Source organism: Rhizobium sp. R339 (assembly GCF_002211395.1).
Taxonomy (GTDB): domain Bacteria; phylum Pseudomonadota; class Alphaproteobacteria; order Rhizobiales; family Rhizobiaceae; genus Rhizobium.
In genome coordinates this window covers 119834-138408 of record NZ_LOKV01000029.1, presented here as the reverse complement: position 1 = coordinate 138408, position 18575 = coordinate 119834, and the positions used below count along the sequence as shown (strand labels likewise).

At 57.9% G+C, this 18575-nt stretch carries 14 protein-coding genes; 11 read left to right on the top strand and 3 right to left on the bottom strand.

Annotated elements, in window-relative coordinates; all coding sequences use genetic code 11:
- Positions 1-7: 7 nt before the first annotated feature.
- A complete protein-coding gene (locus ATY76_RS32425) occupies positions 8-1873 on the top strand; it encodes a TRAP transporter large permease subunit (RefSeq protein ID WP_028003112.1) in 1866 nt (621 codons plus the stop codon).
- 612 nt (positions 1874-2485) lie between these two features.
- Positions 2486-3484 (top strand): MBL fold metallo-hydrolase, encoded by a 999-nt coding sequence (locus ATY76_RS32415; protein WP_013984736.1) that lies wholly within the window; start codon positions 2486-2488, stop codon positions 3482-3484.
- Between the two features lie 177 nt (positions 3485-3661).
- Here the strand turns inward: ATY76_RS32415 and ATY76_RS32410 are convergent, their stop codons facing one another.
- The gene (locus ATY76_RS32410) at positions 3662-3919 is read right to left on the bottom strand and encodes a hypothetical protein (protein ID WP_033054115.1); all 258 of its coding nucleotides are present in this window, start codon (positions 3917-3919) and stop codon (positions 3662-3664) included.
- Between the two features lie 604 nt (positions 3920-4523).
- Positions 4524-6968, bottom strand: a complete 2445-nt coding sequence (locus ATY76_RS32405; protein ID WP_088678746.1) for a glycoside hydrolase family 3 C-terminal domain-containing protein — start codon at positions 6966-6968, stop codon at positions 4524-4526.
- A 461-nt stretch (positions 6969-7429) separates the two neighbouring features.
- Here ATY76_RS32405 and ATY76_RS32400 point away from each other — a divergent pair, with 461 nt between their 5' ends.
- The 6 genes from ATY76_RS32400 (at position 7430) to ATY76_RS32375 (ending at position 15036) form a co-directional block, all read left to right on the top strand.
- The gene (locus ATY76_RS32400; RefSeq protein WP_088678655.1) at positions 7430-9946 is read left to right on the top strand and encodes a HAMP domain-containing methyl-accepting chemotaxis protein; all 2517 of its coding nucleotides are present in this window, start codon (positions 7430-7432) and stop codon (positions 9944-9946) included.
- An 84-nt stretch (positions 9947-10030) separates the two neighbouring features.
- Positions 10031-10924, top strand: coding sequence for an MBL fold metallo-hydrolase (locus ATY76_RS32395; protein ID WP_013984732.1), 894 nt, complete (start codon positions 10031-10033; stop codon positions 10922-10924).
- Positions 10925-10936: 12 nt separating this feature from the next.
- Entirely contained in the window at positions 10937-12061 is a 1125-nt protein-coding gene (locus ATY76_RS32390; protein ID WP_013984731.1) for a zinc-dependent alcohol dehydrogenase family protein, read from the top strand.
- A 21-nt stretch (positions 12062-12082) separates the two neighbouring features.
- A complete protein-coding gene (locus ATY76_RS32385) occupies positions 12083-12859 on the top strand; it encodes an N-acyl homoserine lactonase family protein (RefSeq protein ID WP_028003113.1) in 777 nt (258 codons plus the stop codon).
- 151 nt (positions 12860-13010) lie between these two features.
- Positions 13011-13700 carry a GntR family transcriptional regulator gene (locus tag ATY76_RS32380; RefSeq protein WP_004130085.1) on the top strand — a complete coding sequence of 230 codons (690 nt, stop codon included), beginning with the start codon at positions 13011-13013 and terminating at the stop codon, positions 13698-13700.
- Between the two features lie 103 nt (positions 13701-13803).
- Positions 13804-15036, top strand: coding sequence for an alpha/beta hydrolase (locus ATY76_RS32375; protein WP_015341911.1), 1233 nt, complete (start codon positions 13804-13806; stop codon positions 15034-15036).
- A 375-nt stretch (positions 15037-15411) separates the two neighbouring features.
- Here ATY76_RS32375 and ATY76_RS32370 read toward each other — a convergent pair whose 3' ends face one another.
- Positions 15412-16179 carry an SDR family oxidoreductase gene (locus ATY76_RS32370; protein ID WP_004130089.1) on the bottom strand — a complete coding sequence of 256 codons (768 nt, stop codon included), beginning with the start codon at positions 16177-16179 and terminating at the stop codon, positions 15412-15414.
- Positions 16180-16308: 129 nt separating this feature from the next.
- On the opposite strand from ATY76_RS32370, the gene ATY76_RS32365 reads away from it, so the two are divergent.
- The 3 genes from ATY76_RS32365 (at position 16309) to ATY76_RS32355 (ending at position 18486) form a co-directional block, all read left to right on the top strand.
- Entirely contained in the window at positions 16309-16818 is a 510-nt protein-coding gene (locus ATY76_RS32365) for a flavin reductase family protein (protein ID WP_013984728.1), read from the top strand.
- 89 nt (positions 16819-16907) lie between these two features.
- Positions 16908-17309: a carboxymuconolactone decarboxylase family protein gene (locus ATY76_RS32360; protein WP_013984727.1), complete on the top strand. Its 402-nt coding sequence runs from the start codon at positions 16908-16910 to the stop codon at positions 17307-17309.
- A gap of 52 nt (positions 17310-17361) precedes the next feature.
- Entirely contained in the window at positions 17362-18486 is a 1125-nt protein-coding gene (locus ATY76_RS32355) for an LLM class flavin-dependent oxidoreductase (RefSeq protein ID WP_013984726.1), read from the top strand.
- The last annotated feature ends 89 nt before the right edge of the window (positions 18487-18575 follow it).

The window sequence follows — 18575 nt, the reverse complement described above, 5'->3', positions numbered from 1 at the left end:
CGTTGACATGGCTACTTCTGAAAATGTCAGCCCCCCGGTGATCGGCGCGTGGCCAGTCCTGGCGAAAGCTGAAACGCGCCTGGTGCGCCTGATTGAATTGATCGCCGCAGCACTTGTTGTCGTCGAGGTACTCGTGCTGTCGGCGGGCGTCTTCGCCCGCTATGCATGGGGCGAGCCGCTCATCTGGTCGGATGAGCTCGCCTCCATGTTGTTCCTCTGGCTTTCGATCGTGGGCGCGGTCCTCGCTTTTCACCGCGGACAGCACATGAGGATGGGCGTTATCGCGGACGCGATGCCGCCCGTCGTAAGGGCAAGACTGGAGGTGGCTGCACTTGTCTTTTGCCTTTCGGTCTGCGTGCTTCTTCTGCCCAAGGCCACGGCCTACGCTCTTCATGAAGTTCCGGTCGTCACTCCCGCGATGGAAGTTTCGGTCGCATGGCGTTCTTTTGGTCTTCCGATCGGACTTGGCCTGATGCTTATCCTTGGCGTGACCAATGCCCTTCAGCGCATCACGCTGAGCGATTTCCTGATCGGGGTCCTTGTAGCCGCATGCTTGATAGGGTTGGCGATTGCGGCGAAACCGTTGATCATGGCGATGGGCAACTGGAACCTCGTGCTTTTCTTCGTAGTCTTCATCGCACTAGGTGTGCTGAGCGGCGTACCAATCGCGTTCGTGTTCGCTCTCGCTGCCATCAGTTATGTGGCTCTGGGTACGAGCCGTCCGATAAGCGTGATCGCGGGTCGGCTTGATGAGGGAATGTCGCATCTTCTCCTGCTGGCGGTCCCGCTGTTCGTGCTGCTGGGTATGCTGATGGAGGTTACGGGTATGGCAAAAGCGATGTTGAACTTCCTGGCGTCCTTGCTCGGACATGTCAGAGGCGGCCTGTGTTACGTCCTCGTCGCGGCAATGTATCTGGTGTCTGGGATATCGGGTTCGAAGACCGCCGACATGGCTGCTGTCGCCCCGGCACTGTTCCCGGAGATGAAAGCGAGAGGATCAAAGCCCGGCGATCTCGTGGCCCTGCTTGCGGCTACGGGTGCGCAGACGGAGACGATCCCGCCGAGCCTCGTATTGATCACCATCGGATCGGTTACGAGCGTATCGATTTCGGCCCTGTTCATAGGCGGTCTTTTGCCGGCGTTCGTCTGCGGATTGATGCTTTGCGTTGTCGTCTGGTGGCGCTATCGCAACGAGGACATGTCGGGTTTTCGCAAGCCGCCAGCCAGGGAGATCTTTCGCACATTCCTGATTGCGCTTCCGGCTTTGGCCCTGCCTTTTATCATCCGTACAGCGGTTGTCGAAGGCGTTGCTACCGCCACGGAAGTCTCGACAATCGGCATTGCCTACTCGCTGCTGGCAGGCCTCCTCATTTACCGCCGGTTCGACTGGAAGCGGGTGGGTCCGATGCTGGTGGAAACGGCGGTCTTGTCCGGAGCCATCCTTTTCATCATCGCGGCGGCAACGGCTGTGGCCTGGTGCCTGACTCAATCGGGTTTTTCGCGTGGGCTGGTTCAGACGATGGCGGGTCTACCCGGAGGAGCGCCGATCTTTATGATCGTGTCGATCGTCGCGTTCATTGTGCTCGGTAGCGTGCTGGAAGGCATTCCCGCGGTGGTTCTGTTCGCACCCCTGGTATTTCCGATCGCCAAGGGATTAGGGATCCACGACGTGCACTATTCGATCGTGGTCATTCTCGCCATGGGAGTGGGCTTGTTCCTCCCGCCGTTCGGCGTCGGTTATTATGCCGCCTGTGCAATCGGCCGTGTGAACCCGGTGGAAGGCATAAAGCCGCTGTGGGGGTACATGATCGCCCTGCTTCTCGGGCTTGCGATCGTCGCAGCGGTGCCCTGGATCTCGATCGGCTTCCTATGACGTGCGACCGTAGGCGGCCGGTAGAGAAGTCGGCTATTCTACGGTCGTAACCATGTCGGATAAGGCGGAATGCCGGGCTGGCAACGTGCTTCAGAAGCATGCTGCTGGCTCCGCACTATGCCCGGGAAGGAATGTGCCGCCCACCGGAAGATCGTTACGTCCTCGCGGTTTTCCGTGGCTTCTTCCTCAGGAGCGGTGCGCTCTTCGAGGGAAGAGGTAACATCTATCCTCCGACCGCTTAATGAACACCGTTGGCGACCTGACGCAGAGCCACTCACATGACAATGAGGCAGCCAAGGCGATCCACGATAATCTTGCCGATATTCGGATGCGAGCCGCGTCCCGCAGTCAGGGAGCCAAGAGTTCTTTCGAACTCACCGTAAGCCAACGAGATCTAATGGCCGGAGCAACGCGGTACCCCGAAACCGGTTGTTTCGATTGATTAATCGCAGGTCCGAGCGAGATCATTTGTTGAGCGATGCTCACTGAAATGGACTTGCAATTCAATTGTCGTAGACCTGCCACTTGATACCTTTCCAATGCAGACAAAGCCGAAATCCGTCGCAACAAGCGCGGTCTGCAGACGCTTTTTTACAAATGGGGAGGAGTGAAATGGGAAATGAACGTTTCGAGATCGACCGCCGCAACTTACTATTGGCAGGGGGAGCTGCTTTGAGTGGAGCCGTTTTGGGTGCGAACAGTGTAGCGGCTCACGCTGGGGCGAGCCCCGTTTCCGGGGCACAAGCTCCGGACTTTTATCGATTTGCCATTGGGGACGCCCAGGTAACCATCGTATCAGACGGCCCACTTCCGCTCGGCGACCCGACACAAAGCTTTCTCGGCGTCCCGGCCGACGAGATAAGATCCATGCTAAACCACAGCTTCCTGCCCACGGATGAGGTCGTTCTCGCTCAGAACGCACCTGTCGTAAACATCGGTGGCAAGCTGATTTTGTTCGACACGGGGATGGGATCGCTTAAGCAATTTGGCCCGACGACTGGCCGTCTCAAGTCTTGCTTGGCCGCCGCGAATATTGCGCTGGAAGATATTGACGCTGTCGTCTGTTCGCATGCTCATTGGGACCACGTCGGCGGAATCTGGGGCGACGACGGGAAACCAACGTTTCCAAATGCCCAGGTGTACATCAGCCAAACCGACTACGATTTCTGGACCGACGAGAAAAAACTTGGAGGCGATCTCAACGGTCTTGTTAAAGCCGCGATCCACAACCTCAAACCCGTGCGGGACCGCATGGTTTTTTTCCAGGACGAACAAGAGTTTCTTCCTGGTATTCATGCCATTAGCGCTCCTGGACACACACTCGGCCATAGCTGCTTTATGATTGAGTCAGCAGGAAAGACAATGTGCTATGGCGGCGACCTCACTCATCATCCTGTGCTTCTGTTCGAAAAGCCTTTGATGGAATTTGCGTTCGATACCGATCCCAAACTGTCAGCTCAATCGCGTGTGCGCATTCTGAAAATGCTGGCCTCCAATAGAATACCCTTCATGTCCTACCACTTCCCATGGCCGGGCTACGGGCACGTTGGCATAGCGGGAGAGGGCTTCGAGTATTTTCCTGAGCCACTACATCTTAGCCTGTTGGACTGAGTGGTAGAGAAGGGCGCGAGGGCAATGCCTTCGCGTCAATCCTATCCGGAGGGCAGTCGAACAAAATCATCACATGGCGGAAGTTACGCAACAAGCAGTGTGCGCCTTCATCGCGTTGCTAGACATCAAGTCTCGCGGGAACGCCAACTGAAATCAAGAGCGATCGGCGGACCGCACCTAAAGGCCATTCCTGATCGGAAACATATCCTCGCCGCAGTGGTGAAGCCTCGTGTGATGCCGTCGGCATAACCAGCGCACCTTTAAAGGGTCGTCGTATTGATCATGATGGGCGTCGACCATTTCAATCCCGCAGACCTCACATGTTTGCTTTTCCAGCTCGCCTGCCTTTACAGCTCGCTGTACAGCAAGATGAGCATCATATTTCGCTGGATTAGCACGGCGCCAATTTGCTTGGCGGGTGTCGGTTTTCAGCATCGCCGCATCCTGTGCCTGTAATTTTGCGCTCTCGACCGATAGATACCTGGAAAGGGCTGCAGGCTCAAGTTTTCGCACAGAGCGATGGCGTCTGTCCGTGGCTCCGCGTCCGAAAACAAGATTTCTCATTGCCAGAAATGATCAGGGTTGGGCGATCGAGATTCACCTTTGCTGCCCGCAATCTTCGCACCGGTGGATACGATATCGCTCGGGTCAATCGGGGCTCCCGATCTCAGCGCGCTGGATGACTAAGCTTGAAATTTCTGCTCGATACATATGTCCTGAAGGAGATCGGTCGAGCCGAACTGCACGAGAATGTGGCAGCCTTCGATACGATTGACGATTCCGATCTCGCGGCTAGCGTGAGCTCAGTTCGAGAGACTGCGAAAGGCATCAAAAAAAACGTAGGACCGACGCTGTCGCGAACGTGTCCGCCAACGCTTCCGACGCCATCTTCGCCGCCTATGAAGGTCGGTATCCTTCCTGTCGATGACAATATCGCCCGTCTTGAGCCATTCTTTCACTCATTCACCGAGCTTCACCGCCACTGCGCTCTTTTTGGGACTCAACCACCGCCAAACGTAGTCTTTGATTCTCTGCACGATTAGAGCGCTAAGACAGCGCCCTTTTGCGTGACAGTTCCACTCAAACGGATGTCGGTGGCCGAGAACCCAACCATAACTGCAAATTCCCCCGTCTCTATCCGCCAGCACCGCTCGGTCGTGTCGAAGAAGGCAAATGTTCGGGCGTCAAGAATGAAACTGAGCCTTCGTTTCTCACCGGGTTCCAGGGCGATTTTCGAGAAGGCTTTCAATTCTTTAACCGGTCTGGGTACAGATGCTTCAACATCGCCGACATAGATTTGCACCACTGCCGAACCTGGCCGCTCGCTGACGTTGGTCAATCCCAGTGTCACTGTCACCGCGCCGGCAGGATCCGGCAGCCCTACCGTCAGGTCTGACATCGCAAAGCTTGAATAACCGAGACCATGACCGAAGGGGAACAGTGGCTTAATGTCCTGGCGATCGTAGTGCCGATATCCAACGAACACACATTCGTCATATCGCACATGGCCATTCTTGCCTGGATAGACCGCGTCATCCTCGGTATGTGTGGGATTGTCAGCCCAGCGCACGGGGAAGGTCTGTGCCAGTCGGCCTGAGGGCTCGGCCTTGCCGAGGAGCACATCGGCGATCGCGTTACCAGCTTCCTGGCCGGGATACCAGCATTGCAGTACTGCACGAGCACCGGAAAGCCAGGGCATTTCCACCGGTCCACCGGTTTGCAGGACGACAATCGTGTTCGGATTGGCCGCAATTACCGCCTCAACAAGCTGGTCCTGCAGACCAGGAAGTGCAATGCCGCGGAGATCGGAGCCCTCGGTATCCCAGTCGCCCGTTCTGCCCACGAAGACTACCGCATGATCAGCCTTCGCGGCGACGGCTGCTGCCTCGGCAATCTCCGCTTCGGCCGAAAACCTGCCTATTCCTACCCGAATTGCGGCGATATAGACGTTGACGTGATCGTGCCGGGCGTACTCGGCGACGACCTCGTATGTACGGCCGGCTTCGAGCGTGATTTCACCCACGACCTCCTCGCAGCCTTCTTCAAAGAATGTGGTACCACGTGTCCAGGAAGCCCAGGCGTCCACCACAAGCCTGCCGTCCACATAGACCCGACTAAGCCCGGCCGAGGTCAGGCCGACGCGATAGACGCCGGCTTCTAAGGCTGTGAAAACGGTGCGCATTCGGGCGGAAAAGCGATGCGGATCGACTAGGCCCCCGGCCACGGGGGGCAGCCATACACCGAGGCTCGACGGTTCCTCGATAACCTTCACGGGCTCGCCAGCAAGCTCCCTTTCTTGGAAAAATTCGAAGGTTGTCGGGTTTTCGATCAGCGGCTGAAACCGATAATTGCTGCAACCCCGAGCGTAGCACACGTTCTCCTCACCCAAGGCGTCCGCCAGCCCCTGCCACGGACTGACGACATAGTGGGGTTTCAACTGCGCCGAGCCGCCTCCCATAACCTGCGCGATCTTGGCATTGGGTCCAATGATGGCGACCGTACCTTGCTGAGCCAATGGCAGGATGCCGTCATTCTGTAGCAAAACTGCGCTTTCCGCTCCCGCGCGCCTGATGAGTGCCCTATGTTCCGGCCGATTAATGGCGTACTCCTTAAACTCGCGATGATCGTTGATTGCGCCGGTGCGTTCCATCAGGGTCAGGATATTGTGCACACAGGCGCGGACGGTCTCGACACTTACCTCGCCCGCGTCGATCGCCGCCAGAAGCTTGGAGCCGCGGTCGCGGGTCGGGCCCGGCATCTCCAAATCCAGCCCAGCATTCACGGTGGGTGCGGTCGAACGCGAGCCGAACCAGTCCGACATCACCACGCCGTTAAAACCCCAGCCACCGCGCAGTACCTCGTTCAACAGCCAATGGCTTTCCGCCGTGTAAGTACCGTTTAGTTTGTTATATGAAGACATCACGGCCCAGACCTTTGCCCGCTTCACCGCCGCCTCAAAGGGTATTAGGTAGACTTCGCGCAGAGTGCGTTCATCGATATCTGAAGAGATGGTTGTACGTTCGATCTCGGACTCGTTGCCAGCGAAATGTTTTATCGTGGCACTCACTTTCTTGGACTGCAGACCTTCGATATAGCCGACGGCAAGTTCCGCCGTCAGTATCGGATCCTCAGAGAAACACTCAAAGTTTCGGCCGTTTGTGACGCTGCGCTGGATGTTAACGGTCGGCGCCAGCGAGACATGGGCCCCTTTGGAAAGAACCTCGTCACCTAGCGCACTGCCGATTTCCCTGGCTAGGTCCGGGTTCCAACTCGCTCCGATGGCAATGCCTACCGGGAAAGCCGCTGCAGTCACACCCCCGACAAAAGACCCCGCCCCGCGGGCGCCGTTGGGGCCGTCCGTCAAGCGCAGTCTCCCTATCCCTAGGCGGTCGATGGGCGGTAAAGACCAGAACGTATCGCCGGAAAGTAGCGAGACCTGCTCGGCCAAGGTCATATTATCGAGCAATGCTCTCGTATCAGTCATCTTCTCTGCTTCCTCAATCTCAACACTTACCGTTCCCAGATCGGACATCTCGATATGCATATTGGGAAAGCTGGTGAGGTCGGCGTCATCCGTGGAGCCGTCCATCCATGAGAAGGACCCGTTTGTTCCCCAAGGCGCCGTCACCACGACGACGACATGTTCGCAGTCTTCACATGGCCGAGATGCCGTCACCGCTTTCCACTGAAAACAAGGACATCGCGGTTTGATCGATGTCAGCGGTGAACGTTGTGCCGACTGCGGCAGCGCCGGTTCTGGAGTTATTCCTGCGCAAGTTCGCGAGACAATTTTGATAAACCTAAACATGCTTTATCAGACAATCTGTTGACAGACAATCCTCAGTCGCGCAGCCTCGTGTCGTCATTGATGATTCGATGCTTCCATCGGAGGCGGATCCCGATTGATGAAGCTTCTTCACCGCCTATGGACAAGGATGGACCACAATGGACAGGCTGTTGTCCCGTTTCCGGCTACAGACAAAAGTAATCATTTTCGTACTGCCTTTCATAATCAGTATTTGCGCGGTGGGGTTTTTGGGGCACTACGCCGCGGGTCTCCTACAAAGCCGCCTGGAAACCTCAAGCCAGGTGATGCAGGTGCTCTCGGGTTTCCGTGACGTCTCCGCCTCGATGAGAGAGTTTCTCGACGAGGCGTCGGAAGAAAGGCGCGATCGCGTGAAGGCTGACCTGCTCGCGCAGCAATCGCATCTGCAGGCTTTGGTGACGAATGCCGGAGCTACGGCGGAAAGCGAAGGCCTCCAGTCGGCAAACGCGATTATGCTGGACGTGGTGAACAATTTTGGTTCTCTCTGGAGCATCCATGAAAGCGAAGAGAAACTGATAAGCTCGATCGCCAATCATTCTGAATCGCTGGTTTGGTCGCAGAATGAAATGCTCAGGCTAGCAGACGAGTTAAAGAAGTCCGGCGAGCAGTCCGAGGGCGCCGCCAAATCCGTGTTGCGCGATGCCGACAGGGTGACAGGCTATGCAACCTTCTTCCTTGATCTTGCCGCGGGCTACCAATCCGCCGGAACGACCGAGCTGAAACTCAAATATTTGGGCGGCAAAGTGGGCGAGTTGCGTCGGAGCGCCCGAAATCTGCGGGCTTCCTTGCCATCGGACGCCACAAAACTGTCGAGCTCGGTCGATGGCGCGGTGAAAAGCGTAACACAACTTCTGTCGCAGGGCGCTTCATCGGACAACACCGTAGGCCTCGACACCGCAATGTCCGCGTTCAAGGAAATCTCCGTCGCGATTAACGCGGTAGCGAACCAGCAAACAAAGAAAGCAATCGTCGAGTTCGCAGGTCTCGACCAACATTTGGCGAAGATCAGCAGCGCCTTGGACGGCAGCCGAAGACTTTCAGACTCCAGCTATCTCATCAGGATAAACCTTGCGCGCTTCATAGCCGACCCTACCGAACAAAACCGTGCGCAGCTCGTCCAGAACTTTGACAGAACGAAGAAGGAGATATTGGACATCTGGAGTGCCGCTTCCGACCTCGACCTTTTCAAGGCAGTCCAGAATACGGTGCCGCCGGCGGTAGAGGGTATGACGCAGGACAGTGCGAAGCTCGTCGAGATCTCGGAAGTGAGGCGTGCGCAATATAGGCAAACGACAGACCAGTTGAACACCATATGGGGCCACCTCACGACGTTTGCCGACGCCCAGCGCGCAAGAGCCATTGAAGAGACGGCTTACGCGAATGGCATTGGCCTCATCACGACATTTGCCGGCGTCCTCGTCGCACTTCTCGCTGGCTTCGGGATGATTGCGACTTTCAAAAAACCTGTTGTCCAGTTGACCGACGACATGCGGCGTTTGGCGGAAGGGGACCTTGACATTGAGATCGGCGGTTCTGAGCGCGCTGATGAGCTCGGAGAAATGGCCCGGGCGCTCTGTGTCTTCAGGGAGAATGCCGCGAGGAAGATCGAGATCGAGAACGACGCGGATCGTCAACGATCGGCTTCCGAAGCTGACCGTCGGCACAACGAGGCGGAGAAAGCCGAGATCGACAAACAGATCGGCGACGCCGTCGACAGTCTTGCCGCTGGGCTGGAGAGGTTATCCAACGGTGATGTTTCGAGCACGATCGATCAACCGTTCTCCGGGCGGCTGGAACAATTGCGACGGGACTTCAACAATTCGTTGCTGCGTTTGCAGGCGACGATGTCGGAACTTCGCGGCAACATCGTGCTCATTCGGCAAAATGCAGACAACCTCAGCAGTGGCGCCGATGATCTCTCCCGCCGCAGCGAGCGTCAAGCCGCGTCGTTGGAGGAGACCGCGGCCGCTGTTCATCAACTCACCGCGACGGTGCGTTCCTCGACAGAGCAGGCACAAGCCGCAGCCCAGCTGGTAAAAGAAACCAAGCAGGCCGCGGATGCGTCTGCTTCAGTGGTCACGAACGCGGTTGACGCTATGGGACGAATAGAAGCGGCTTCCGGGCGCATTTCGCAAATCATCGGCGTCATCGACGAGATTGCCTTCCAGACCAATCTCCTGGCACTCAATGCCGGTGTCGAGGCCGCGAGAGCTGGAGAAGCGGGGCAGGGCTTCGCTGTCGTGGCCCAGGAAGTCAGGGAACTTGCCCAGCGGTCGGCTCTAGCCGCCCAGGAAATCAAGGAACTCATAGCAAGATCAAGCGAGGAAGTCGCCTCGGGATCGCGATTGGTGAACGAGGCGGGCAAGGTGCTGATTGCGATATCGTCGAATGTTGCCGGAATTTCCGAAAGGGTTGAGCTTATCGCTGCGGCGAGCAGGGACCAGGCGGCTTCGCTTATCGAAGTGAACCAGGCCGTTGGCGAGATCGACGACAGCACCCAGCGAAACGCTGCCATCGCCGAGCAAGCCCACGCCGCCACCCAGGAACTCACAAAAGAGACCCAGCGGCTGATGCAGCAGATCGAACAGTTCAACATCGGCAGGCCAAGGGGTCACGTGCTTTCGATCGTTTCCTGACTTCGTAGACAATCACCACTATTGTGTTGACAGATTTTCATACAATCTGTCAAATGGTGCAGCCAATCTGGGAGGATAAGCGGCGTGCTCAATGACCAAGCGCATCAGACTAAGTTGCCCTATTTCTATCCGTTCAAGTTCGGAAGCGGCGAAATAACGGTACTTTCGGACGGACCGTTGGAATTGGGCGACCCACGGGAGAATTTCCTCGGGGTCGACGCAGCCACGGTGACGGAAATGCTCGACAGGAACTTCCTGTCCAGTTCGTCGGTGACCCTCGAGCAGAACATCCCGCTGGTCAAAATCAACGGAAAGACCATCCTGTTCGACACCGGGATGGGGACGTCGAAGATATTCGGGCCGACGACCGGTCGCCTGCTGAAGAGCATGCAGGAGGCAGGGATCGACACTTTGGAAGTCGATGCCGTGGTGTTGTCCCACGCACACATCGACCACACCGGCGGACTTTGCGATCAGGACGGCAAGCTTAATTTTCCCAACGCGGAGATCTTCATAAGCGAAAGCGACTTCGATGACTGGACCGACGGAGGCAAGCTTGATGACGGTTTCAAGGCCCAGGTGGAAAATGCCCGGAGGAACCTTCTTCCACACCGTGATCGGATAACGCATTTCGTGGACGGTCAGGAGTTTCTGCCGGGCGTGCAGGCAGTGCACGCTCCAGGCCACACCTTGGGCCACTTCTGCTTCCTCATGCAGTCGGGCAGCGATCGGCTCTGCTTCCTCGGCGATCTGACCCATCATCATATCCTGCTGATGGAACGCCCGTGGATGGAGTTCAAGTACGACACCGATCCCAAGCTCTCGGCGCGGTCGCGCACACGGGTGCTGGATATGCTCGCGACAGACCGCATACCAGTGATGTCCTATCACTTTGCGTGGCCCGGGCTCGGCAACGTCGCCCGCGAGGGGGAAGGCTTCCGCTACGTACCCGCCGCCATGCAGATGCTCTCGAGATAGGAATACGCGACAATGCAGATGAAATCAGTCATTCTCCGAGAGTCAGGGCTTCCCAAGCCGTATGCAAGTTCGCGGCCTCTCAGTGTCGAGACCGTCGACCTGGCGCCTCCGGGCAATCTTGAGGTCCTGGTCAAAATCAAGGCCGCTGGTGTGTGCCACTCCGACCTGTCGGCGATAAATGGCGACCGCCCCCGTCCATTGCCTGTCGCGTTGGGGCATGAAGCGTCCGGCATTGTCGAAGAAATCGGACCCGGTGTGGATACAGTGAAGGTTGGCGATCACGTCGTGATGTCGTTCCTGCCCATCTGCGGACACTGCGATTACTGCGCGGGAGGACGCGCAAGCCTCTGTGAGCCGGGCTATCGCGCAAACGCCGCCGGGACATTGTTGAACGGTAGCAAGCATATCCGTCTTCGGGGCTACGATATCAACCATCACAGCGGCGTATCGGCGTTTTCGGAATACGCGGTCGTGTCGGCGCACTCGGTCGTCAAGATCACCAAAGACGTGGACGTCACCATGGCGGCCTTGTTCGGATGCGCCGTGATGACAGGCGTCGGTGCCGTCGTAAATACATGTGGCGTGAAGCCGGGGCAGTCGGTCGCCGTCATCGGCCTGGGAGGCGTGGGGTTGTCGGCCGTCCTCGGAGCGGTGGCTAGCGGGGCAAGCGAGATCGTCGCCATCGATTTGATGCCGGAGAAGCTTGAGTTGGCTAAGGCGCTGGGCGCGACGCGTACCTTCCTGGCAACCACGCCGGATGTCATCGGCGAGGTCAAGGAAGCGACCCGCGGCGGAGTGGACTACGCCATCGAGATGGCAGGGTCGAGCAAAGCGTTCGAAACCGCGTATGGCATTACGCGGCGCGGCGGCACGACGGCCACAGCGGGTCTGGCGAACGTGAACACCAAATTCGAGATCTCGCCGCTTCCTCTTGTCGGGGAAGAACGCGTCATCAAAGGCAGCTACATGGGGTCCTGCGTACCTTCGCGCGATGTTCCCCGCTATATCGACCTGTTCCTCAAGGGTAGGTTGCCCGTGGAGAGACTGTTGTCCAGCACTGGCCCGCTTGAGGAAATCAACGAGGCCTTCGACCGGTTAGACCGTGGCGAGGTGATCCGGCATCTGCTGGTTCCTTAAGCCTGCGGAAGGAGCGAGAATTTGACCGACTGGAAAGTCCTGGCGATACATTACGGCACTGCGGTTCGGCCCGTTGGCGAACTCGGCCTGGAAGCAGGAGATCCCCACGACGCCCCGGGCAGGATCGAGTATTTCGTTTGGTTGATCCGCCATGGTGAACGTCTGATCCTGGTTGACACCGGGTTTAGCCCGCAGGAGGCTGAAAGGCGCGGGAGGACCATGTTGATCCATCCGGTCGAGGCGCTTCGCCAGCTCGGGATTTCCGCATCGTCCATTACCGACGTCGTCATCACGCATCTTCACTATGATCACGCAGGAAACCTTGCGGACTTCCCCGAAGCCCTGTTCCACTTGCAGGATCGGGAGATGGCCTACGGTACAGGACGATGCATGTGCCATGATCGTCTTCGGCGTCCCTTTGCGGTGGACGCCGTAGTCGATGCGGTCCGCCTGACGTTTTCCGGCAGGGTGTGCTTCCACGACGGGAACGGCGAGATTATGGAGGGGCTCACTATCCATCTCGTCGGCGGTCATTCTAGGGGCCTTCAGGTCGTGAGGCTGGACGATGGCAATGACGTCGTCGTTATCGCATCGGACGCACTCCATTTTCAACGCTATCTAGAGCATGACGACGTCTTTCCGCTTTTCGCCGATTACGCCGACGTACTGGAGGGATACCGAACTCTCCGTGAGCTTTCAGGACCGTCCGGAGTACTCGTTCCAGGCCACGATCCCGCAGTCCTGACGAGTTTCCCATCGCTGTCACCGGATCTCGCATTTGCAAAGGTTCTACGGTAATGGGGACGCATGGAATGTCCGGTAAGAGGCCAGGCTTGGGTGTTCTTCGTTTTCGTCAGACAATCGGGTTGTCTCATCGGGATAACCCACCATATAGTACCATGACTTGCGCGGCCGGTTCCGGCCTTGGTAAAACGGACTTTTGGATCCTATGGGTGATATGGATTTACAGATTGCACGGCAGAGTGCCACTTTGCGCACTCAGGTAGAGGATAAACTGCGGCAGGCGATATCCAGCGGCCGTTTCAAGCCGGGTCAGCGCCTCGTTGAGCGAGAACTCTGCGAGTCGATCGGTGTCGGACGAACATCAATCCGCGAGGCGCTTCGACAACTCGAGGCCGAGGGCCTCATTACCAGCTATCCGCACCGCGGCCCCGTCGTCAGCACTATCACTTACGAAGAAGCCGCTCAGCTTTACAGCGTCAGGGCTTTGCTCGAGAGCTATGCTGGAAAGGAATTCGCTGAAAACGGAACCGCCCAGGATATCCACACACTCAATGAGGCGGTTGCTGAGTTTGCGGAAGCCGCGGCAAACGGCGCCGGTAGCAGGCTCATCAAGGCGAAAACCGCGTTTTACGACTGCCTGATGCAAGGGAGCGGAAACGTCTTCGTCAAGCAAATGCTGACATCGCTCCACAATCGGGTGACGCTGCTGCGCATGACGTCGATGACGCAGCCGGGGCGCTTGAACCACAGTGTGGAAGAGATAAAGGAGATCGCTGCGGCCATTACCGACCGAAACGGACCGAAAGCCGCCGCAGCCTGCAAGTACCACATCGATATGGCGGCTAAGGTCGCGTTGGACTACCTGCGTAAAACCTCTGAAAACCACGGCGATTGAAGAAGCGGCATTAGCCGGTATTGACAGATTGTCTGATAATCTGCTTATTCGAAGTCATGGCGCTGCCGACGCGTGCGGCGCTCGCTCGAACAGGGAGGTTGCTTTGGGCATTTTTAATGAATTGCGGTCCCGCATGTCGGAGGCTCTTGGGGATCAGGAATTGCCCCGGCTCACTCCGGACCTGACGATAAAGATCGCCTTCTACGTCGGCGATCAGGTGATCGCCCTCGATTTCGCTGAAGGCGGCGCGGAGATCTCGGGGGAAAGCAGTGCCCCCCAGGTGACAGTGAGGGCCACCACGGACGCCTGGGATCAGGTTCTGATGACGCCGCCGCCGGCGACCTTTCACTCCTTCACGGCGTTGCAGCTTGCAAATCCTCTCTTCGAGATCGCCGGCTCACCGCTCGACCTCGCGAAAGCACGCCCGGCTCTCGAACGGGTGTTCGAGCTCGTCGTCACGTCCCCCGAGATGACAGCGGAGCGTGCGCAACGCGACCTGCGTCAAATTCGGGGGCAGTATGCCGTCGTCAATATCGATGACGTCCCCCATGAAATATATTACGAAGAAGCAGGTGAGGGGGTGCCGGTCCTGTTTCTTCACACCGCCGGAGCAGATAGCCGCCAATTCATGCCTCAGCTGGCGGACACCGAGCTTGCGAAAAGCTACAGGCTGATCGCGGTTGACCTACCATTCCACGGTCGGTCCATGCCGCCGCTGACGTGGGACGGAGCACCCTACAAGCTCACGGCATCGCTCTACCTGAAATGGTGCACGGCCATTCTCGAACAGGTGGTTCGCGAAAAGGCGATTGTGGCGGGTGGGTCCATGGGCGCGGCAATGTCGCTGGTTCTCGCGGCGGAACGGCCGGAGCATATCCTCGGGATCGTAGCGATCGAGCCACCTTTCCGCTCCAAGGGACGACGGAACCCATACCAGCACAACGTAAACGTACACGGCTCACTTCATAACTCGGCATATGTCAGAGGGATCATGAGCCCACTGAGCCCCGCAGGGGAGCGCAGGAGGTCAAGCTGGATCTATTCGCAGGGAGCACCCGGAGTTTACCCAGGCGATCTTTCCTTCTACAGCGACGAGTTCGACGGAGCAGTGACAGCTCCCCGTATTGACCCATCACGCACCCCGGTGGCGCTGCTCTCGGGCGACTATGACTACTCAGCCACGCCGGCCGACGGTGCCAAGCTCGCCGAACTTATTCCGGGATGCCTCCACCTCGTTATGGGCGGACTAGGTCACTTTCCAATGTGCGAACACCCGAACTTCTTCCGGAGCTATCTTGTCAAAGGGCTCGATTTCGTACGGCACGCCGCTCGCTGAGCGGTTGGATTGACTCTCGTCGCCCGGTGCAGCCGCCGGGCGATCGCATGCGAAAGCGGGCGGGCGCATACCGAGGCTTTGCAATTGGCGTCCCGGCGATGACACGGCCGGCATCGCAGGCGGCATCCCTCACGCGCTCCCGAGAAGTTCCGGTGTGGATTGGGAAAATTCCCGCGATATCTGGGGGAAGGATCAGGCGCGGCGATGCGACTATAAAGCGCCGTAGCCACGTCTCATCGCAGGGTCTTGATCACGCAGCTTTGCGCGTGATCTCTATCTTTTCCCACTGCGGGTCTCTGTGTTTCCGACACGTAGTACCACAGTAAAAATGCCTCCCGTGGTCAAGAAGGAGGCACCTGCTAGCACCTATGTGCTTCAGCGCACCAAGTGGTTACCGATCGACGATCCTCCGTCGACTGTGAGAATGCTTCCGGTCGCAAACCGCGAGCGGTCCGAAGCGAGAAAGAGCATCGCCTCGGCGATCTCTTCCGGGTTGCCCATCCGGTGCAAGGCTGCACGGGCGTTGAAGTCTTCCCGCAAGGCTTGTGGGTCCGCCGCTTCCGCAAAAATCTTGGTGAAATAGGGCGAGTCGATCGTCCCGGGGGCGACAGCGTTGACGCGGATCCCGTCTTTTGCGTGGTCCAGTGCCATGGCTCTCGTGAGTGCCGAGATCGCGCCTTTCGACGCCACGTAGGCCGTGCGGTTGGCGATGGCTGACACGGCGGTGTATGAGGTCGTGTTAATAATCGATCCGTTGCCCTGTTCCGCCATAATCGGAACCACGTATTTCGAGCAGAGGAAGATCCCCTTCACGTTCACCGCCATGATCCGGTCCCAGTCGGATTCGGCGATGGTGGTGACGTTTCCCGTCATTCCGAACCCCGCGTTGTTGACGAGAACGTCAATACGCCCCCATTTTTCCTTAACTGACCTGACCAACGCCTCGACTTCGGCGGAGGAAGACACATCGGCTTTTAACGCGATCGCATCCGTCCCAATTTCTCGGGCGACGTCTCGTGCTGCATCGATGTTGACGTCGACGACGCCAACCTTAGCGCCCTGGCGCGCAAACAGTTCAGCTGTTGCGCGCCCGATCCCGCTGCCAGCCCCGGTCACCACACAGACTTTCGATTCTAGATCCATAATCGTCTCCTCTTTCACTGCCCAAGAAAACATTTTCGCAGACAATCTGTCAATGACCAACAAAACGTGTTGACAGATTGTCTGCCAATCTGCTTATCTTAGGTCACGAATGACTTGGGGGAGGTAACGATGGCTGGTGCTGAAATAGCAGCGCAAGCGGCGTTCAAGACTGCTTTACGCCGGTTCACATCAACAATTTGCCTGATCACGACGGAATGGGAAGGTGCCCGTTACGGCATGGCTGCAACCGCCGTCCAGTCAGTGACGGCTGACCCTCCGACCCTCCTGGTTTGCATCAACCAATCCGCTTCGATCAGCGGCCCGCTCAAGCTGGCGGGGAAATTCGCAGTGAACATGCTGCATCTTAGCCATGCGCCTTTGGTTCCGCTGTTCAGTGGAAAACTGAAGGGGGAGGAGAGGTTCGCTCACGGTGAGTGGATCGGGGCTGGCGGAGTTCCCGTCCTCGGCGACGCCCAGGCCGCATTCGTTTGCAGCCTCAACTCCGCAGTCTCCGTTGGCACCCATGACGTCGTTCTCGGGGAAGTCATCGAGGCCCGGTTTATCGAGAATATTGCCCCGCTCCTCTACGAGGACGGGAAATTGGTTAGATCGGCAGCGCTGATCGATGCTGCCGCCTGAAACGTTTGGCCGAGCATTCGGCCTATGACATCCACCAAATGCCTTTCGGCCGATAATGAGGAGTTTGATCCGTGACTATTGCCACCGATATGAAATCGCAAGTGAATGGGCGTCCCGTCAGTGAACGGTTCGAAAAGGGTCTGCAGACCCGTCGGGAGGTTCTCGGCGGTGCATATGTGGACGCTTCGGTAAACAAGGCGACCGAGTTCAACTGGCCGATGCAGGAGCTTGTCACCGAGTATTGCTGGAACGAGATCTGGAACAGGCCCGGCCTCGACCGCCGTTCGCGCAGCCTTCTCAATCTTGGCATGATTTCCGCCCTTAACCGCCCCCACGAGTTGAAGCTGCACGTTCGCGGCGCGATCAATAACGGCCTCAGCAAGGACGAGCTTCGCGAAGTTTTCCTTCAGGTCGCGATCTATTGCGGCGTGCCCGCGGCGATCGACAGCTTCCGCGTCGCGCAGGAAGTCTTCGAGGAGATGGGTATCTAATCGCCCGGCTTTCGGGCCGGGAACAGACTAACTCTGTGGAGGAGACTTCAATATGACGACCAGCGATGATTTCCGCGCCGCCGGAAACCCGATGTTTAACGGCAACAAGCTGAAGCTTGGCGTATTCGGAACGAATTGTTCCAGCGCTTGCGCCATCACCACCGCGGAATCAACGTTCGAACCGACCTTCGAACACAATGTCGAAATTGCCAAAAAGCTCGAAGCGGCCGGCTGGGAATGCATGGTGCCGATCGCCCGGTGGCGCGGTTTCGGCGGGCCGACGAACTTCAACGGCGTGAACATGGACACGTTCACGTGGGCCGCGGCCCTGGCTGCCGTGACCACGAAGCTGCAGTTTTTCTCGACGACGCATATCCCGACCCTGAACCCGATCGTCGCGACGAAGATGGCGACGACGATCGACAACATTTCGAAGGGCCGATACGGCCTGAACCTGGTGACGGGTTGGTTTACCCCGGAAATGGAGATGTTCGGCGTTCCGATGATGGAACACGACACCCGCTACGAATATGCCACGGAATGGATGGAAATCGTCGAATCTCTGTGGACGAAGAACGGCGTCACCTTTGACGGCCAGTTCCTCAAGGTGAAAGACGCGTTCAGCGAGCCGAAGCCCTATAACAAAGAGACGGGTCGCCCGGTCCTCATCTGCGCCGGTTCGTCGGGCAAGGGCCTGCACTTCACGGCCAAGTTCTGCGACTTCAACTTCGGCTTCATGCAGGACATGGAATCGGGCGCAGCGTGGGTGAAGAAGGTGAAGGAGCTGGCTCGCGAGGAATACAAGCGCGAACTCGGAACCTTCACCGCGTGCCCGGTCGTCGTTCGCGAGACCGAAAAGGAAGCCCGGGATTACTACGACTACTACGTGAACCAGAAGGGCGATTGGGAAGCCTGCGAAAACATCTGCGAGGTTCTTCAGGTTCAGTCACAGAACCACTCGGCAGAGATGTACCAGAAGTTCAAGGAGCGCTTCATCGCTGGCTGGGGCGGCTACCCGATCGTCGGAACGCCGGAACAGGTCGCCGACAAGCTCGTCGCATTGAGCAACACGGGCGTCGACGGCGCGCTTCTCACAATGGTCGACTACAACGAAGAGCTGCCGTTCTTCAACGACCGCGTCATGCCTCTGCTGAAACAGGCTGGCCTCAGGAACTGACCGTTCCGCGGGCGGCGCAAGTCGCCCGCCACCAATCCGAAATCGAAACACTTTTAACCAATTCCGTGGCTCGACGCCAACGGCGTCAA